Below are 15950 nucleotides of genomic sequence, written 5' to 3' on the forward strand. Positions count from 1 at the left end.
TCAGTCCTGATCCTCGTCGGTTGGCGCCGATCCCTCAAACCCGACGGTCGCGGGATCCAGCACGTAGTGCGCGCCACAGAATTGGCAGTCGGCGGTGACCTTGCCATCTTCGGTGGTCATATGGCCGATGTCCTTGGCGGAATAAATCGACAGGCTTTGGCGCACGCGATCCTCGGAACAGGTACAGCCAAAGGTCACCGGCTGCGCATCAAACACGCGCGGCTTTTCCTCATGGAACAGACGGACCAACAGGTCCGTAGGATGCACGCTTGGGCCCACCAGTTCCAGTTCGTCCACGGTGTCCAGATGCATGTTCACGCGGTTCCAGTTTTCCTCATCATCGCCGTCGAGGATATCATTGGCCCGCAATAGACCCTGATCGTCGCCGCCGTCCTCGGATGCTTCGGCCCGCAGGGGCGAGGCCTTGGGCATATGCTGAAGCATCACGCCGCCCGCGCGCCACCCCTCATCGTCACCGGCCAGAACGGATTTCCCAAAGGCCAGTGAAAAACGCGTCGGGATTTGTTCAGACTGGGCAAAATAGGTCTGGGCACAGGCCGACAGGGACCCACCCGCAATTGGCGTGATCCCTTGGTAGGGCGTCATGCCCTTGCCCTGATCGATCATGATGCCGAAAAAGCCGCGGCCGATCTGCGAAAACGGGTCTACATCGGCCTGAATGCGGGTTTCGTCAAAGCTTGCATAGGCGCGGATACGGGCAGGTTGGCCGTCCTCGGTCGGGCCATAATAGTCCGTCGCAATCAGACGCGCGGGTCCATCCCCGCGGATTTGCAGCGACAGTTTCCAGCGCAGTTTGACCGTCTGCCCGATCAGCGCGGTCAACAATGCAGCCTCGGCCACCAGCGCCTCAATCACGGGCGGATAGTCGTGCTGTTTCAGAACATCGTCCAACACCCCGTCCAAACGGGCCACGCGCCCACGGATGTCGCTGTGGTCAAGTTGGAACGGCAGGACCGTATCGTCCCAAGCGATTTTAGAACCAAGTGTCATGGGGTTTCCTTGCAAGCCTGTGCTTGGCATACCGTGTCTATATAGTGGTCACAACAGCCAGACCAAGGGAACATTATGATCCAACGTATCGGTGAACCGCCCCGTCTTGATCAGACCTACACTGTGCGGCACGGGGTTTATGCCGTTCTGCTGCGGGGTCAACAGGTTTTGGTGACCCATCAACAGGACCCCCATCCGGAATATCAACTGCCCGGGGGCGGCATTGATCCGGGAGAATCGCCATTGGCGGCGCTGCACCGCGAGGTGATTGAGGAAACCGGTTGGACCATTCAACCCGTGCGGCGTCTGGGGGCGTTTCGCCGGTTTACCTATATGCCGGAATACGATTTGTGGGCGGAAAAGGTCTGTACCGTTTATCACGCCCAACCTGTACGTCCGATCGGCCCGCCAAGTGAGCCCGGCCATACCGCCGTCTGGATGTCGCCCGAGGTCGCGATTGCCGAATTGGGCAATGACGGAGACCGACAGTTTCTGATGCGCGCATTGATCGGGACGCGTTAGGACCCGTTGTATTCAAGAACGATGGCGGACACGTCGTCTTCAAGCGGGGCATTGGGGCGGCGTTCGGTCAGGGACCAGAACAGCCCGTCCAGACAATCCTTGCCCCGCACATCATGCGCGGCCTCGATCATCGCGGCCATACCGTCGTCGTCCAGCATCACGCCTTCGCGGTCCACGCTTTCGGTGAACCCGTCCGAGCACAAAAACACCCGATCCCCCGGATTGAGGCGCAGTTCGATGCAGTCAAATTCGGGCTCGGGCAACAGGCCGATGGGCATCCCGCCATCGCCCAGAACCTCAACCGAGCCATCCGCGCGTTGCAGAAACATAGGCGGATGGCCTGCCTGAACCAGACGGACAATCCCGTTGGTCAGGTCGGCCGTCCCATAGATCATGGTGAAATATTCCTCGACGCCCTGATCCGAGAGCAAACGTTCGTTCAAGATGTTCGCCACGTTCTCGGGCGAGCGCAGCGCATAGAATTTATCAAACCGCTGCTCCAGCGCGATGTTCTGTTCCACGTGGCGGCCCGACAGATACCCCGACAAACGTGCGGTCATCATCGCCGAGGTCACCCCATGACCGGACACGTCGATGTTGTAAAATCCGATCCGGTTCGGCCCCGGTGAAAACGCACCAACAAGGTCGCCGCCAACATGCCCGCAGGGTTTCAGCAACATCGAAACGGTACTTTTGCCGAAATGCAGCACACTGTCGGGCACCAGAGATTCCTGAATTTTTCGGGCCTGTTGCAGGTCGCGGTCGATGGAATCATAGACGGTCTGCAACTCGGACAAGGCCGAGGCGACCTGTATGGTCTTTTGGCTGAGGGCGGCCTCCATTTGCAGGATGCGTTCCCCCGCCCGCAAACGTGCGCGTAACTCGCCACTATCCACAGGTTTGGTCAGGAAATCATCCGCCCCGACATCCAATCCGCGGGCGATTTCGCGCGCCTCGGATTTCGAGGTGAGCAGAATGAAATAGCCGTAACTGTCACGCCCCAGCGCGCGGAAATGTTCGCAAAAATCAATGCCTGTCATATTCGGCATCATCCAGTCGCTGATGACGATATCGATTGGTTGAACCGCGCAGATCTGCAACCCTTCGGCGGCCGACGCGGCCTCAACCACCTCATACCCCCATTTGGTCAGCATCAGTTTCAGGATGCGCCTTTGCAGGCGGCTATCATCCACCAACAAGACGCGCCTTTTGGCACTGATTTCCGGTTCACTCTTTACTGGCTGCACGAATCCATCCTCATCGTCATGGGCTCACATTCGCCCAGAACCCTTAAGAGGCCGTGAAAGATTCAATTGAATGGATGTGATCCGTGCTCGGTTAGGAACCGTTAACGGTTGGTGCGTAGGAATGGTGGTGGATGTGGGGGCATTCCGCAAACGCCTGAGGGGGTGTTGTTATGATTGATTGGGATCGAGTGAGAGAGTTACGCGCCGAGGTTGGTGAAGACGCCTTTGACGAGGTGGTCGAACTGTTTCTGGACGAGGTGGATGAGAGCGTGGAATCCTTAACGCCGGAATGCGATGTTCCGGCGACGCTGCATTTTATCAAGGGTTCGGCGGCCAACCTTGGATTCAACGAATTCTGTGCTGCCTGCGCCGAGGCAGAACAGACGCCCGCGGATCAGGTCGATCTGGCCGCGATCCGCGCGACCTATCATGACTCTCGGACCGTCTTCCTGAGTGGGCTGAACAACCTGCAGGCCGCCGCCTGATCACAACAGGAACTGGGCCAACATCTCGTCTTCGGTAATATCCTGATAGGTGAACCCCGCCCGATCCAGTTGCGCGAACAATCGGTCAAAGTTCTTGGGTGCCTTGGTTTCAATCCCGATCAGGACCGAGCCAAAGTTGCGCGCGGATTTCTTGAGGTACTCAAACCGCGCGATATCGTCATCCGGGCCAAGGATTTCGAGGAAGTCGCGCAACGCCCCCGGACGCTGGGGCAGGCGCAGGATAAAGTACTTTTTGACGCCCGTATAACGCTGGGCGCGCTCTTTGACCTCGGGCAGGCGTTCGAAGTCGAAATTGCCGCCCGACGTCACACAGACCACGGTCTTTCCGGCGATCTGCGCGGACAGTTCGGGCAACACATCGACCGACAGAGCACCGGCGGGTTCCAGCACGATGCCCTCAACGTTCAGCATTTCCAAAATCGTGGCGCAAATCCGGTCCTCGGGCGCGCCAAGAACGTGATCGGCGGGCACGTCGCGCAGGGCGGCAAAGGTTTTGGTCCCGATCCGCGCCACGGCGGCCCCATCCACAAACGTATCGATATGATCCAGCGTCACCGGCTCACCGGCCTGAACGGCGGCATATAGCGACCGACCGCCCGACGGTTCGACAAACCAGAACTCGGTCTGGGGACTGACCTCGGCAAAATAGCTGCGCATACCGGCGGACAAGCCGCCCCCACCAACGGGCAGGATAACGATGTCCGGCGCGTGCTCCATGACGTTCAACAGTTCGACCGCGACGGACGCCTGTCCCTCAATCACATCGTCATCGTCAAACGGCGACAGAAAATGCGCCCCGACCCGCGCACAGAACGATTGCGCATTGGCCAAGGTGTCGTCGAAATAGTCCCCGATCAGACGGATTTCGACGTTGTCCCCACCAAAGGCGCGGGTCTTGTCGATCTTTTGTTGCGGCGTGGTGACGGGCATGAAAATCACCCCGTTCACCCCGAAATGGCGACAAACGAACGCGACGCCTTGGGCGTGATTCCCTGCGCTGGCACAAACGAACACCTTTTGATCCGGCTTGTCCGCCAGAACCTTGCGCATCGCGTTGAACGCCCCGCGAATTTTGTAGGACCGCACCGGCGACAGGTCCTCCCGCTTGAGCCAGATATCGGCCCCAAAGCGCTGGGACAGAAAATCGTTGCGCAACAACGGGGTCGGCGGAAACAGGACGCGCATCGCCTGTTCGGCCACGCGGGCGGAATGTACAAAATCGGTCATCCCCGATCTGTCGCGCGAATTCGACGCCCTGACAAGAGCCAACGCCGCCGCACCCGTTTGATCACAATTTGCCTGTGGTTAAGCCGTTCGTAACCGTCCTGCGGTGGACTGTCCTCATCATCATGACGGAGGGCACTTTGATGAAAACACTGTTGAACGGATTAGGCATCGCCCTGTTGATCGGGGCAACCACCGGCGCGTTGTCGGCGGCCACACCGCGCACCATGGCCGAGGTTCAGGCGGACCTATTCTATCTGGACCCATATGAAGCAGGGTTCGATACAGCAATCGACGCGTTGTTGCGGGAATTGGCCGACCTAGGCGGTTTGCATTAGGCGCCACGAGACTGGTGTGCGGAACGGTTGGAGTTGGGTGTTCGCGGTGAAATGCGCCTCGCAAAGACTCCACCGTTTCCCACATGGTTTGAGAATGTACACGGCGCGTAGGCGTTTTCGCCTGCTTCTACGGCCGCATGAGTTTATAGCGTAAGACCAAGCGCCTCTTTTTTCTTCTCAAGCGATACCGCGCCGCCGTATGACGCGGCCTCCCCAGAACCGTACGAGTGACCCAGTAGGGCCCTTTGGGTTGCCTCAAATACCTCTGCGAACCTCAGCCTGTCTTTCATGTTGTGCCGCAGGCTGTAGGGGATGTGTTTCCTGTCGGGTGTGAAGGCCCTGATGCGTTTGGTGAGGGCCTTGGACAGGCGGTCCATTCCGCCATCGCCTTGAAACCGTGGGAAGAGCGGGGCGGTCCCTTCCCCTGTCCCTTGCAAGAGCGACTTGGCGGTTTCCAGCGCGGGACCCACAAGGGGGACTTCGCGGTTTGACCATGTGGTCTTCAGGCTGCGGTCGTCGCGTTCGCGAATGACGATGTGTGGTATGGAATGGTTCAAGATGACCTCTGCGCGTAGCAATTCGCTTATCTCGCTGGGTCTGGCTCCGGTGTGATCCAGAAGCGTCCAGATTGCCAGAAGGTCCTGTGGCCCCTCACCCAGCGCCTTGTAGACCCCATCAATCACCTCTTGCGGAAGGGCTTCGCGCTGGTTCTGGCGACTGGCTTCCGACTTGGGCAGTTTCAATTGGCTGAACGGGTTTTCCCCGCTTGCGTCCAGTTCACTGCGGGCCAGATTGATGACCGCGCAAATCGTGTTCTTTTCACGCCGTACCGTAGCGGGGCTGACGTTGGCGCTGAGACGCATATCCCGCCACTTACGGGCATCTTCACGCTTTAGCTGGGACAAAAACTTGTCGGACCCTACAGCCGCCAGCAGATCACGTTCCGCCCGCCGAAGCCTCTGAATGTCCTTCCTCTGCTTCTCAGCGGTCCCTTTCAGGTTTTCCTGAAGGTAGAATTTGAAGGCATCGGTGATGGTTGGTTCCGGCCTATCCTCGCTGACACCTGCCAGTAGCACAGACGCCAGTTCATCCTTGTCCTTTGGAACCTCATCATATTCCCCTGTCAGGTCGTCCTGATAGGGCCCGACAAGGCGCTCGGCCTCTACTTCCCGCCATGTTCTTTCATTCTCGTCACGGCCACCGGAAAACGGGTCAGCACCCCACTCCTCTAACAGGGCGATCATGCCCTCTCGGGTCTCTGCGGGGGAAAGCTCTTGGTAACCTCGTTCGGCCAACGCCTTTAGGTGTTCGATCTTCTGGTGGGTTGGTCCGTAGTTGACGAGGGCGTCCTGCTTGGTCCGACCAAGGGTCTGAACGAACTCAGTCTTCTTGACCAATTCTTTGAGGACTTTCGGCACCCGCCGACGATAGAGCCAATTGCCGTTTCTGGGGTCTTGTTTCAGATATTCCACGACCAAATTCCGCAACCAAATCACTCCCGTGTGGATACAGGTGTGGATACAATGGCAACTTTATGCGCGGAATTTTCTTACTTTTCAACACTTTAAGGCGTGAAAAGTGGTGCCGCTGAAGGGACTCGAACCCCCGACCCCATCATTACGAATGACGTGCTCTACCAGCTGAGCTACAGCGGCACTTGCTGTGCGCGGTCTTGTAGCGCCGCGACGTGGCTTGTGCAAGATCGAAAACGGCGCGCATCAATCACGTCGCGCGCCGTTTGAAATATCGCGGATCAGGCTGATTTGACCTCATCCTCGGGGGTATCGGTCGTCTCAACCTCATCCACCTCTTCGGGCGGGACATCGGGGCGCACCTCGGGGCCGGGTTCGTCGGTGATCACCTCAACCGGTTCAACCTCTTCGATCTCTTCCTCGTGGTGCTCAAGCGCGCCGACGATCAGGGGCAACATGCCCGCCGCGTTGTTCGTGAGGGCCAGATCACCGGCGGGCGCCTCTTTCCACGCCAGGGTGTCAAAGGCCGAACAGTTGCTACAGACCGGACCCCATTCCGCATGAACAGTGCCGCAGTTATCGCAAATCCATTGCGGGCCACGCGGCGCGGTCAGGGCACGCGCAAGCCAGCCGCGCACCACCGCGTCATCCGATCCCGAACCGCGCTCAACCGCGGCCATCAGGGTCAGGCTGCGGGCGGTCGGTTCGGTTTCCGGCAGATCGCCCAGCGCCTTGCGCGCGGCTGGGAAATCCTCGGCCGCGATGTGCAATTCGGTCAACAACATACGCGTTTCGCTGTCGCCCTCGGTTCCGGCTACGAACTTGGTGAACCGCGCCAGACGCTGGGTCGGCGTCTCATCGGGTTCAATCGCGGCGAATGCGGCGGCCAGATCGGGATGCGGGCGGGCGGCCCATGCCTTTTTCAGAACGCGGTTCGCATAGCGCGGTTTGCCGTTCTCGACATACCCGCGTGCGGCCATAACGGCGGCGGGGATCAGGTCGGGCGACAGGCGGTTTGCCTCAATCGCGGCCTCGCGCGCCTCAATCGATTTGCCATCGTCCAGAACATCCTTGGCCTCGGACAGGGCCAGAACCGCATCGCGGCGTTTGTGCACATCGCGGGTCAGGGATCCGTGTTTCAACTTGGCCGACAGGGTGCGGCGGGCACCGGCCCAATCGGCGTGCTCGGCCTGTAGGCGCAACAGGACGTCTTGGGTGTCCTCATGCGCGGGTTTTAGGGCGAACGCCTTTTTCGCCAGTTGCAGCGCGGTGTCCTTGTCCCCATCGGCAAGCTTTTGTTTCATCAAACCGCGCACACCGACAAACCGCGTGCGGTCGTCTTGCAAGAGGGCCTTATACGTCTCGGTCGCCTTGCGTCGATCACCAGCCAATTCCGCCGCCTGCGCGGTCAACAGGTTGGTCAGTTCGGGACGGTTCAGCAGGCGTTGCGCCTTGGTCGCCTTGGCAATCGCCTCACGCCCATCGCCCGAGGCCAGCGCCATCATACCGTCGGCAAGTGCCTTGAACCCGCGGCGTTCGCGGTTGCGGTTGAAATAGCGCGAGATCGCCGTTTCATCGCCCGAGATGAACTTGATCACGGCCAACAGCAGGCCCAGCAGTTTGATGAACAGCCAGACCGCCACCAACAACAGCGCGCCAACGATCACCGCCTGTAGCGGCTTGAGGGTGAATTCCCACCCGCCAAACGCCACGCGCAGGGCCGCATCGGTTTCAATCAGCATCCCCGCACCAAAGGCCAGCGCGGCAACAAGAACGACGAACAGGATAATCTTGAAAAGGGACCAGAGCATGTGTTCGTCCTTAGTTCGTTGTCAGGGTTTGGGCCAAATCACCGGCGGCGGAGATGGCATCGACGCGGGCCTGTGCCGTGGCGCGCCAATCGGCCATTTCGGCCTGACCTGCGGCGGGCAGGGCGTCCAGTTCACTCAGCGCGGTGGCGACATCCCCACCGTCCAACGCCGCCTGTGCACGCGACAGAACCGCGTCGGGATCATCGCCCTCACGCGGGGTCAGGGACCGAAGGCCAAGCTGCGCCTTGAGGAAGGACGAAATCCGCGCATTCGCATCGCCGTCCGCAAGGTCCCGCAGGGACGCGGACAAGGCGGCGCGGGCCGCATCGTCATAGGTCGCTTGTAGCTGGGACAGGGACGCGACGCCGGTGTCGGCGACGGCGTTCAATGCCTCGGGGACATCGGCGCCGGTCAGGCCGCTGAGCGCGTTTGCGAACGGCTCACCCGTGTCTAATGCGGCCTGAATGGCCAACAGGGCCGAGGACTGCGCAATCGCCTCAGAACGGGCGGCGGCGGCGTCCAGTCGCTGTGTCGCGGTTTCGGCGGTCGCATCCAGTTTCGCCAGCAGTTCGGCGTTCAACGCCTGTTGCTCGGCCAGTTGCGCGCGGGTTTCTTGCAACTCACGCTCATACGTGTCGATCGTGGCGGCTAATTCGGCGGGACCTTGGACCAGAGGGCGGCTTTCCAGCGTCACAATCCGTCCGTCCAATTGGGTCAGTTGATCGGCAACCGCGCCAAGACCATCAGTAATGCCGCTCAGGCTATCGCCCAGCGCCGTTTCCAGCGCGGCGGCAGGATCGGCCGGTTCAGGGGCAGGGCGGTCGGCCAGTTCCGCAATTTGTTTGCTCAGCGCGTCCATCTGTGCCTGATAATCAGGCGTTTCTGGCGCGGAATTCAAAAGGGGACCGGCGAATTGCGCCGCGACAAAGCCCAATCCGGCGGCAACAACCCCGCCCAGCAACACGGCGGTGAACCCAGAGCCACCCGATTTTTCGGCCACGGGTTCGGGGGTAGGGGGTGGCGGCGGGGTCTCGGCAACGGGTTCTTCGACAGGTTCAGGATCGGCGGGGGTGTCGTCCGTTTCGGCGATCACCTCGGCGTCTTCAACCTCATCCACAGGCGCGTCGGCCTCGGATGATTCAGTCTCTGTTTCTGCGGAAACTTCGGTTGTCTCGGCGACCTCGCCCTCGGCTTGATCGGCGTCCGTGTCGGGCGTTTCTGTTTGATCAGTGTTCAGATCGGCTTCGTCGGTCTCAGTGGCGTTCTGCTTCTTTGACTCTGTCACTGACACGTACTCCTGAATGAATCAAACTTGGTCTTGCGATCTATCGCGATGAACTTAGCCCGCGCGCGCCTAGCCCTCAAGGTTCTGCACTGCGTCAAAAACGGCGACTATGGTGTCGAGCATACAATCGGCGGATGGCCGCTTGGCCACGTGGCGGGCACGGGTTTGGGGCACGGTCCACGCGGTATCGGCGGCAGAACTGATCGCAACGGTGTAAAACGGAGCGCGCGCGGCGCGGGCCGCACCGGCCAGCAACGCCGCACTGCGCGGTGAATAGAGGGGCAGGATCACGGGGGTTTGATCCTGAAGCGCGCTTTGCGCCGCTTGGGTCAGGGGCACGGGATCCTGTGCATAAACCACCTGTTCCGCACAGAGCAGACCGGCGCGGGTCAAGGTGGCGGCGATGTCCCCACGGCTATGGACGCCGCGCAGATGGATCAGACGGGCAGGGGGCGGCGTATCGGTCAGGCGGGTCACCAGTTCACCGGCGCTGTCGCCCATCTGATGCGCGATCAGACCCAATTCCCGCGCCCGCGCCGTTGTCCGTGCGCCCACGCAATAGGCCAAGGTGCCGGCGGGAACCACACCGGTCTGCGCCACCCAATGCACCGCGTTCTGGGATGTCAGGATCACCGCGCGATCACCGATCTCGACCGGCGCGTCCATATACCGGATGCGCATCACCGGCGATTGCAGCACCCGCGCCTGCGGACAGCGCACGCCCAATGCCTGCGTCAAACGCGTGGCCCCCGGTTCGGGCCGTGTGATCAGAATAATCGGTTGCGCGCCCTGCACGGTCCTAGCCAGTGTTGTCTGTCGCCTATCTTGGTGTTACCTGCCAAGGGGACCCCTTGCAACGGCAGAGCGATGTCAGACACCCTGACCATACTTGGACTGGAGAGCAGCTGTGACGACACAGCCGCCGCCGTCGTGCGCCATACGCCGGGTCAATCGCCTGAAATTCTGACCACCGTCGTCGCGGGCCAGACCGAATTGCACGCCGCCTATGGGGGCGTTGTCCCCGAGATTGCCGCGCGGGCGCATGCGGAAAAGCTTGATATCTGCGTGGAACAGGCTCTGGAACAGGCAGGCGTTACCCTGCGCGATATGGATGCGATTGCCGTGACCGCTGGGCCCGGTCTGATCGGTGGCGTCATGTCCGGCGTCATGTGCGCCAAGGGTCTGGCCGTCGGCGCGAACCGCCCCCTGATCGGGGTGAACCATCTGGCTGGTCACGCCCTGACGCCGCGTTTGGTTGACACGGTCGCGTTTCCATACCTGATGTTGTTGGTCTCGGGCGGGCATTGTCAGTTCCTGATGGTTCACGCGCCCGACGAATTCACCCGTCTTGGCGGCACGATCGACGACGCCCCCGGTGAGGCATTTGATAAAACCGCGCGCATCCTTGGCCTGCCCCAACCCGGTGGGCCCAGTGTCGAGGCCGCCGCGACATCCGGCGATCCGCGCCGGTTCTCCTTACCCCGACCCCTGTTGAACCAAGAGGGCTGTAACATGTCCTTTTCGGGTCTCAAGACCGCCGTTTTGCGCGCCCGCGATGCGTTGGTTGCCGATCAGGGCGGGATCACGGAACAAGATCGCGCCGATCTGTGTGCCGGATTTCAGGCCGCCGTGTGCGATGTTCTGGCTGAAAAGACCCGCCGCGCCTTGGCCATTTACCTGACCCAAAAGTCCGCCACGCCAACCATCGCCGTGGCCGGTGGTGTCGCCGCAAATCAGGCCATTCGCGGTGCGTTAGAGACGGTTTGCAATGCAAATGGCGTTGCATTTACCGCGCCGCCGCTGAACCTGTGCACCGATAACGCGGCGATGATCGCATGGGCGGGGATCGAACGTATCCGCACCGGCGCACCCTATGACGACCTGACCCTGATGGCGCGCCCGCGCTGGCCGCTGGACCAGAGCAGCCCGTCGATGCTGGGCTCCGGCAAAAAGGGGGCCAAGGCATGAGCCGGATCGGGGTTGTCGGCGCGGGATCGTTCGGCACCGCATTGGCCATCGCCTTGGCCGAGGCAGGGCGCGACGTCACCCTGTGGGCGCGTGACGCGGAACATGTGGCGGACATGGTGGCGACGCGCTGCAATGCCCGCCGCCTGCCCGGACCGGTGTTTCCCACATCCTTGACGCCGACCGCCGATCTGAGTGACCTCACCAAATCCGACGCGGTTCTGTTGTCCCTGCCAATGCAACAGTTGGAACCGTTTTTAGGCCGGAATAGAGACGTTTTTGACGGCATGCCCTTGGTCGCGTGCTGTAAGGGCGTGTCGTTGCAATCGGGGAACGGACCGACCGCGATTATCGATCAGGCCTGCCCGAACAGCACCTCCGCGATCCTGACCGGACCCAGCTTTGCCGCCGATATCGGACGCGGTTTGCCCACCGCGCTGACCCTTGCCTGCGCGAACGCGGAGGCGGGTGAGACATTGCAATCCCTGCTTTCGACCCCCGTTTTGCGTCTCTATCGCAGCACAGATCCCATCGGTGCGGAACTTGGTGGGGCATTGAAAAACGTGGTCGCCATTGCCGCCGGTATCGTGATTGGTGCGGGGTTGGGTGACAGTGCGCGCGCGGCCCTGATGACCCGTGGCTTTGCCGAGATGCGGCGGTTCGCCGAACACTCCGGCGCGGCGCCGGACACGTTGTCGGGGCTGTGCGGTCTGGGCGATCTGGTCCTGACCTGTACGTCGGAACAGTCACGCAATTTCCGCTATGGCATGGCTTTGGGGCAGGGCGACGCGTTTGACCCCGCCGTCACGGTCGAAGGCGCATCGACCGCCCGCGCCGTGGCGCATCTGGCTGCCCAGCGGTCGATCGACATGCCTATTGCCACCATGGTCGCCGCCGTGTTGGATCAGAACCTAAGTGTTGCTGACGCCGTTCAGGCGTTGATGAACAGACCCCTGAAGGAGGAATAAATGCCCCTGTTTGCCGTTATGTGCACCGACAAGGAAAACCATCTGGAGACGCGCAAGGCGAACCGCGACGCGCATCTGGCCTATTTGAAAGAAACCGGCGTCGCGCAGGCGGGTCCGTTTCTGGATGCCGACGGGAACATGTGCGGCTCGCTCTTGATCCTTGATGTGGCCGATCTGGCCGCCGCACAGGATTGGGCCGCCAACGACCCCTATGCCAAGGCCGGTCTGTTCCAATCCGTGTCGATTCAGCACTGGAACCGGGTGATCGGGTAATGGCGTATTGGCTGTTCAAATCCGAACCCAACACCTGGAGCTGGGACCAACAGGTCGCGCGCGGGGACGCGGGTGAGGAATGGGACGGCGTGCGCAACTATCAGGCCCGCAACAACATGCGGGCCATGCAGATCGGGGACCGCGGGTTTTTCTATCACTCGCTGAAGGAAAAGTCGGTCGTCGGCATTGTTGAGGTCATCACGACCGCGCATCCCGACAGCAAAACCGACGATCCGCGCTGGGAATGTGTGGACATCCGCGCGGTGCGCCCCTTGCCGAAACCGGTGACGTTGGATCAATGCAAAACCGATCCACGTCTGGCCGAAATGGTGTTGGTGAATAACTCGCGCCTATCGGTCCAACCGGTCAGCGACGAGGAATGGCGGATTGTTTGTGAATTGGGCAGTCTAACCGATCCGGAATAAAACGGGGGCCCCCGCCCAAGAGGGCCCCCTTCACCCCGCGTGCATTTCGCACCACACGCGTTCTTTGAAGATCGGGCCCTACTGGCTTGATGTTTTATGGATACCGCATTCGCCGCCCTGCAGCAAATTCCAAGTATCTAAAATCTAACTCAAACCGGAAATGCAAACGCCCGCCAGATAGGGCGGGCGCGGTCGTCTTGGCGCGGCGCGATTAGCCGTAGATCGCCTCTTTGCCGAAATGCTTGGTCAGCATGTAGTAGACCACGGCGCGGTATTTGTTGCGCTCGGACTTGCCATAGGTTTCGATGACCGAGTCAATCGCTTCCATCAGTTCGGGACCATCGGACAGGCCCAGCTTTTTGATGAGGAAGTTGTTTTTGACGGTTTCCAGTTCGCCCTCTTGGCTGGACGCGACGGTCGAGGCGTCGGCGTCATAAATCGACGGACCACAGCCAATCGTCACCTTTTTCAGCAATTCCATGTCCGGCGTGATGCCGCATTTTTCTTTCAGATCGTCCGCGTATTTGGCGATCAGATCGTCGCGTTTACCCATAGTCTGTCCCACCCTGTGTAAGTTTTCGTCGTCCCAAAAGACCCGTCTAAAACGGGCTATATTCACGGTACGGGCGATTTCATGATCCACAAAGGGATTTTTTGCCGCGTTTTTCCCCGCATTTAGCCGCGTTAGGCCCGAAAAACCGCCGCCATCCTAGCGGCAAGTCCCCCAGCCGCGCGATTGCAGGTGAAAGTGATCGGCGTGCAGCGCGTTGTAATCGGGCGACAGGGTCGTCTCGAACCACTTGCAGGCACTGTCGCGCGCGGCACGCAAGAACGCGGCCTTTTGCGGATCGCCGTCCCAATCGCGGATCAGGCGCACCGTGGTGCCATTGGCCAGATCAAAACCGGTGATATCAATCGCCTCGGCGGTGGCGTGGGTGCTGAGCTGGGTCGAATTGCCAGTGGGGGTGCGAATGTTGCGGCAACTGTAACTGCCGACCTGACGCAACTCGGTGAGAGGGCTGCCAAGGATTTCCAAAGCGGCGGGTTGAAGGCCATGCCGTTCCCACATCGCCGTGCGCAAGGCGATGGCGCAAGAGGTCTGGAGCGGATCAATCTGGCTCTGCCCCACGGCGGCCAGCGTCACCCGATCCGCGATACCGCACTGACCCTCACCCGATAGGGGCGTCATTTCGCTCAGGCTCGCCACCCCGTCCAGCGCGGCAAGACATGTGTCCAGCGACATCTCGGCATGGCGCAGTTTCATCGGTGTGAACGGCGTTACCGCATCAGTGACATGCAAAGGCGCCAAGGGGTTCCAGCCATCTGGGACGGGACTGTCCGGTTGGGTCAGAATGCTCCAGCCGATGACCCCGATACAGCCCAGCAGCGCCAGAAAAAGGGCCGCCCACAGCGTTGCGAGCGGCCCTTTATGTTCTCTGTATCTACTCATTCAAGAGTATCCACTTAATAGCGGTAATGTTCCGGCTTGAACGGGCCTTCGGGTTTCACGCCGATATAGTCGGCCTGATCTTTGCCCAGCTTGGTCAGTTTCACGCCAATCCGGTCGAGGTGCAGCATGGCGACCTTTTCATCCAGATGTTTGGGCAGGATGTAGACGTCGTTGCCGTAGTTTTCACCCTTGGTCCACAGTTCGATCTGCGCCAGAACCTGGTTGGTGAACGACGCCGACATCACGAACGACGGGTGGCCCGTGGCGTTCCCGAGGTTCAACAGACGACCCTCGGACAACAGGATCAAGCGATTGCCCGACGGCATCTCGATCATGTCGACCTGTTCTTTGATGTTGGTCCACTTGTGGTTCTTCAGGTTCGCGACCTGAATTTCGTTGTCAAAGTGGCCGATGTTGCCGACGATGGCCATGTCCTTCATCTCGCGCATGTGCTCGATGCGGATCACGTCCTTGTTGCCGGTGGTGGTGATAAAGATGTCCGCGCTGTCGACCACGTCTTCCAGCAGAACAACCTCAAACCCGTCCATGGCGGCCTGCAGAGCACAGATCGGATCGACCTCGGTGACCTTGACCCGCGCACCGGCACCGCGCAGCGACGCCGCCGAGCCCTTGCCCACATCGCCATAACCGCAAACGACGGCGACCTTACCGGCCATCATCGTGTCGGTTGCGCGGCGAATGCCGTCGACCAGCGATTCCTTACAGCCGTATTTGTTGTCGAACTTGGACTTGGTGACCGAGTCGTTCACGTTGATCGCAGGGAAGGGCAGCTGACCGTCGCGCACCAGTTGGTACAGGCGGTTCACACCGGTGGTGGTTTCTTCGGACACGCCTTTGATCTGGTTGCGGACCTTGGTGAACCAACCGGGGCTGGCGGCCATACGCTTGGCGATCTGGGCTTTGATGACTTCTTCTTCTTCGGACGACGGGACGGGGATGATGTCCTCACCCGCTTCGGCGCGTGCACCCAGCAGAACGTACAGGGTCGCGTCACCACCATCGTCAAGGATCATGTTGGGGCCGTCCTCGAACATGAACGACTTGTCCAGATAATCCCAATGCTCTTCAAGGGTTTGGCCCTTGATCGCAAAGACGGGCACACCGGCCTGTGCAATCGCGGCGGCGGCGTGGTCTTGGGTCGAGAAGATGTTGCACGACGCCCAGCGCACATCGGCCCCCAGCGCGACCAGCGTTTCGATCAGAACTGCCGTCTGGATCGTCATGTGCAGCGAGCCAACGATGCGCGCCCCGGCCAGCGGTTTCGCCGCGCCGTATTCCTCGCGCAGCGCCATCAGACCAGGCATTTCAGTTTCGGCAATCGACAATTCCTTGCGGCCAAAGTCAGCCAGCGAAATGTCCTTTACGATATAGTCTGTCGCCATCGGGACGGCTCCTTTGAGTATCTGTTGTGGAGCAGATAGCACCCCTGACC

At 60.6% G+C, this 15950-nt stretch carries 17 protein-coding genes and 1 tRNA gene; 7 read left to right on the forward strand and 11 right to left on the reverse strand.

Annotated elements, in window-relative coordinates; all coding sequences use genetic code 11:
• The gene (locus tag R1W00_RS13585) at positions 1–1011 is read right to left on the reverse strand and encodes an Hsp33 family molecular chaperone HslO (RefSeq protein WP_317263292.1); all 1011 of its coding nucleotides are present in this window, start codon (positions 1009–1011) and stop codon (positions 1–3) included.
• 75 nt (positions 1012–1086) lie between these two features.
• Here R1W00_RS13585 and R1W00_RS13590 point away from each other — a divergent pair, with 75 nt between their 5' ends.
• A complete protein-coding gene (locus R1W00_RS13590) occupies positions 1087–1533 on the forward strand; it encodes an NUDIX hydrolase (protein ID WP_317263293.1) in 447 nt (148 codons plus the stop codon).
• Here the strand turns inward: R1W00_RS13590 and R1W00_RS13595 are convergent.
• Positions 1530–2780 carry a PP2C family protein-serine/threonine phosphatase gene (locus R1W00_RS13595; protein WP_317263294.1) on the reverse strand — a complete coding sequence of 417 codons (1251 nt, stop codon included), beginning with the start codon at positions 2778–2780 and terminating at the stop codon, positions 1530–1532. The two genes, R1W00_RS13590 and R1W00_RS13595, sit on opposite strands and share 4 nt — an antisense overlap.
• A gap of 170 nt (positions 2781–2950) precedes the next feature.
• Between R1W00_RS13595 and R1W00_RS13600 the strand changes: the two genes are divergently transcribed.
• Complete coding sequence (locus R1W00_RS13600; protein WP_317263295.1) at positions 2951–3265, forward strand: Hpt domain-containing protein; 315 nt, start codon at positions 2951–2953, stop codon at positions 3263–3265.
• On the opposite strand, the gene ilvA is transcribed toward R1W00_RS13600, so the two are convergent.
• Positions 3266–4513 carry a threonine ammonia-lyase IlvA gene (gene ilvA / locus R1W00_RS13605; RefSeq protein WP_317263296.1) on the reverse strand — a complete coding sequence of 416 codons (1248 nt, stop codon included), beginning with the start codon at positions 4511–4513 and terminating at the stop codon, positions 3266–3268.
• Positions 4514–4653: 140 nt separating this feature from the next.
• Here ilvA and R1W00_RS13610 point away from each other — a divergent pair, with 140 nt between their 5' ends.
• Entirely contained in the window at positions 4654–4848 is a 195-nt protein-coding gene (locus tag R1W00_RS13610; protein ID WP_317263297.1) for a hypothetical protein, read from the forward strand.
• A gap of 143 nt (positions 4849–4991) precedes the next feature.
• On the opposite strand, the gene R1W00_RS13615 is transcribed toward R1W00_RS13610, so the two are convergent.
• The 5 genes from R1W00_RS13615 to R1W00_RS13635 all read right to left on the reverse strand — a co-directional run bounded on the left by R1W00_RS13615 (position 4992) and on the right by R1W00_RS13635 (position 10211).
• On the reverse strand, positions 4992–6320 hold the full coding sequence (locus R1W00_RS13615; protein WP_317263298.1) for an integrase: 1329 nt from the start codon (positions 6318–6320) through the stop codon (positions 4992–4994).
• A 107-nt stretch (positions 6321–6427) separates the two neighbouring features.
• Positions 6428–6503: transfer RNA gene (locus tag R1W00_RS13620), tRNA-Thr, on the reverse strand.
• A gap of 98 nt (positions 6504–6601) precedes the next feature.
• Complete coding sequence (locus R1W00_RS13625; protein WP_317263299.1) at positions 6602–8131, reverse strand: heme biosynthesis protein HemY; 1530 nt, start codon at positions 8129–8131, stop codon at positions 6602–6604.
• A gap of 10 nt (positions 8132–8141) precedes the next feature.
• Entirely contained in the window at positions 8142–9416 is a 1275-nt protein-coding gene (locus R1W00_RS13630; RefSeq protein ID WP_317263300.1) for a hypothetical protein, read from the reverse strand.
• Positions 9417–9485: 69 nt separating this feature from the next.
• Positions 9486–10211, reverse strand: coding sequence for a uroporphyrinogen-III synthase (locus R1W00_RS13635; protein WP_317263301.1), 726 nt, complete (start codon positions 10209–10211; stop codon positions 9486–9488).
• A gap of 72 nt (positions 10212–10283) precedes the next feature.
• On the opposite strand from R1W00_RS13635, the gene tsaD reads away from it, so the two are divergent.
• Genes tsaD through R1W00_RS13655 form a run of 4 tightly spaced genes read left to right on the forward strand, consistent with a single transcriptional unit; the run spans position 10284 to position 13047 of the window.
• Positions 10284–11384 carry a tRNA (adenosine(37)-N6)-threonylcarbamoyltransferase complex transferase subunit TsaD gene (gene tsaD / locus R1W00_RS13640; RefSeq protein WP_317263302.1) on the forward strand — a complete coding sequence of 367 codons (1101 nt, stop codon included), beginning with the start codon at positions 10284–10286 and terminating at the stop codon, positions 11382–11384.
• Positions 11381–12349 (forward strand): NAD(P)H-dependent glycerol-3-phosphate dehydrogenase, encoded by a 969-nt coding sequence (locus R1W00_RS13645; RefSeq protein WP_317263303.1) that lies wholly within the window; start codon positions 11381–11383, stop codon positions 12347–12349. The genes tsaD and R1W00_RS13645 overlap by 4 nt, the downstream gene beginning before the upstream one ends.
• A complete protein-coding gene (locus tag R1W00_RS13650; RefSeq protein WP_317263304.1) occupies positions 12350–12622 on the forward strand; it encodes a YciI family protein in 273 nt (90 codons plus the stop codon).
• Positions 12622–13047: an EVE domain-containing protein gene (locus R1W00_RS13655; RefSeq protein ID WP_317263305.1), complete on the forward strand. Its 426-nt coding sequence runs from the start codon at positions 12622–12624 to the stop codon at positions 13045–13047. The genes R1W00_RS13650 and R1W00_RS13655 overlap by 1 nt, the downstream gene beginning before the upstream one ends.
• Positions 13048–13258: 211 nt before the next feature.
• Here R1W00_RS13655 and R1W00_RS13660 read toward each other — a convergent pair whose 3' ends face one another.
• The 3 genes from R1W00_RS13660 to ahcY all read right to left on the reverse strand — a co-directional run bounded on the left by R1W00_RS13660 (position 13259) and on the right by ahcY (position 15900).
• Positions 13259–13600 carry a DUF2853 family protein gene (locus R1W00_RS13660; RefSeq protein ID WP_317263306.1) on the reverse strand — a complete coding sequence of 114 codons (342 nt, stop codon included), beginning with the start codon at positions 13598–13600 and terminating at the stop codon, positions 13259–13261.
• Between the two features lie 156 nt (positions 13601–13756).
• Positions 13757–14497 (reverse strand): extensin family protein, encoded by a 741-nt coding sequence (locus R1W00_RS13665; RefSeq protein ID WP_317263307.1) that lies wholly within the window; start codon positions 14495–14497, stop codon positions 13757–13759.
• Between the two features lie 14 nt (positions 14498–14511).
• On the reverse strand, positions 14512–15900 hold the full coding sequence (ahcY, locus tag R1W00_RS13670; protein ID WP_317263308.1) for an adenosylhomocysteinase: 1389 nt from the start codon (positions 15898–15900) through the stop codon (positions 14512–14514).
• Positions 15901–15950 lie beyond the last annotated feature (50 nt).

This window comes from Rhodovulum sp. FJ3 (assembly GCF_032918305.1).
Taxonomy (GTDB): Bacteria; Pseudomonadota; Alphaproteobacteria; order Rhodobacterales; family Rhodobacteraceae; genus SAT37.

Coding starts and splice junctions, on each gene's coding strand:
- R1W00_RS13625 (WP_317263299.1), bottom strand. CDS start 8,131: ATGCTCTGGTCCCTTTTCAAGATTATCCTGTTCGTCGTTCTTGTTGCC.
- tsaD (WP_317263302.1), top strand. CDS start 10,284: ATGTCAGACACCCTGACCATACTTGGACTGGAGAGCAGCTGTGACGAC.
- ahcY (WP_317263308.1), bottom strand. CDS start 15,900: ATGGCGACAGACTATATCGTAAAGGACATTTCGCTGGCTGACTTTGGC.
- R1W00_RS13585 (WP_317263292.1), bottom strand. CDS start 1,011: ATGACACTTGGTTCTAAAATCGCTTGGGACGATACGGTCCTGCCGTTC.
- R1W00_RS13665 (WP_317263307.1), bottom strand. CDS start 14,497: ATGAGTAGATACAGAGAACATAAAGGGCCGCTCGCAACGCTGTGGGCG.
- R1W00_RS13600 (WP_317263295.1), top strand. CDS start 2,951: ATGATTGATTGGGATCGAGTGAGAGAGTTACGCGCCGAGGTTGGTGAA.
- R1W00_RS13645 (WP_317263303.1), top strand. CDS start 11,381: ATGAGCCGGATCGGGGTTGTCGGCGCGGGATCGTTCGGCACCGCATTG.
- R1W00_RS13590 (WP_317263293.1), top strand. CDS start 1,087: ATGATCCAACGTATCGGTGAACCGCCCCGTCTTGATCAGACCTACACT.
- R1W00_RS13610 (WP_317263297.1), top strand. CDS start 4,654: ATGAAAACACTGTTGAACGGATTAGGCATCGCCCTGTTGATCGGGGCA.
- R1W00_RS13655 (WP_317263305.1), top strand. CDS start 12,622: ATGGCGTATTGGCTGTTCAAATCCGAACCCAACACCTGGAGCTGGGAC.
- R1W00_RS13650 (WP_317263304.1), top strand. CDS start 12,350: ATGCCCCTGTTTGCCGTTATGTGCACCGACAAGGAAAACCATCTGGAG.
- ilvA (WP_317263296.1), bottom strand. CDS start 4,513: ATGACCGATTTTGTACATTCCGCCCGCGTGGCCGAACAGGCGATGCGC.
- R1W00_RS13660 (WP_317263306.1), bottom strand. CDS start 13,600: ATGGGTAAACGCGACGATCTGATCGCCAAATACGCGGACGATCTGAAA.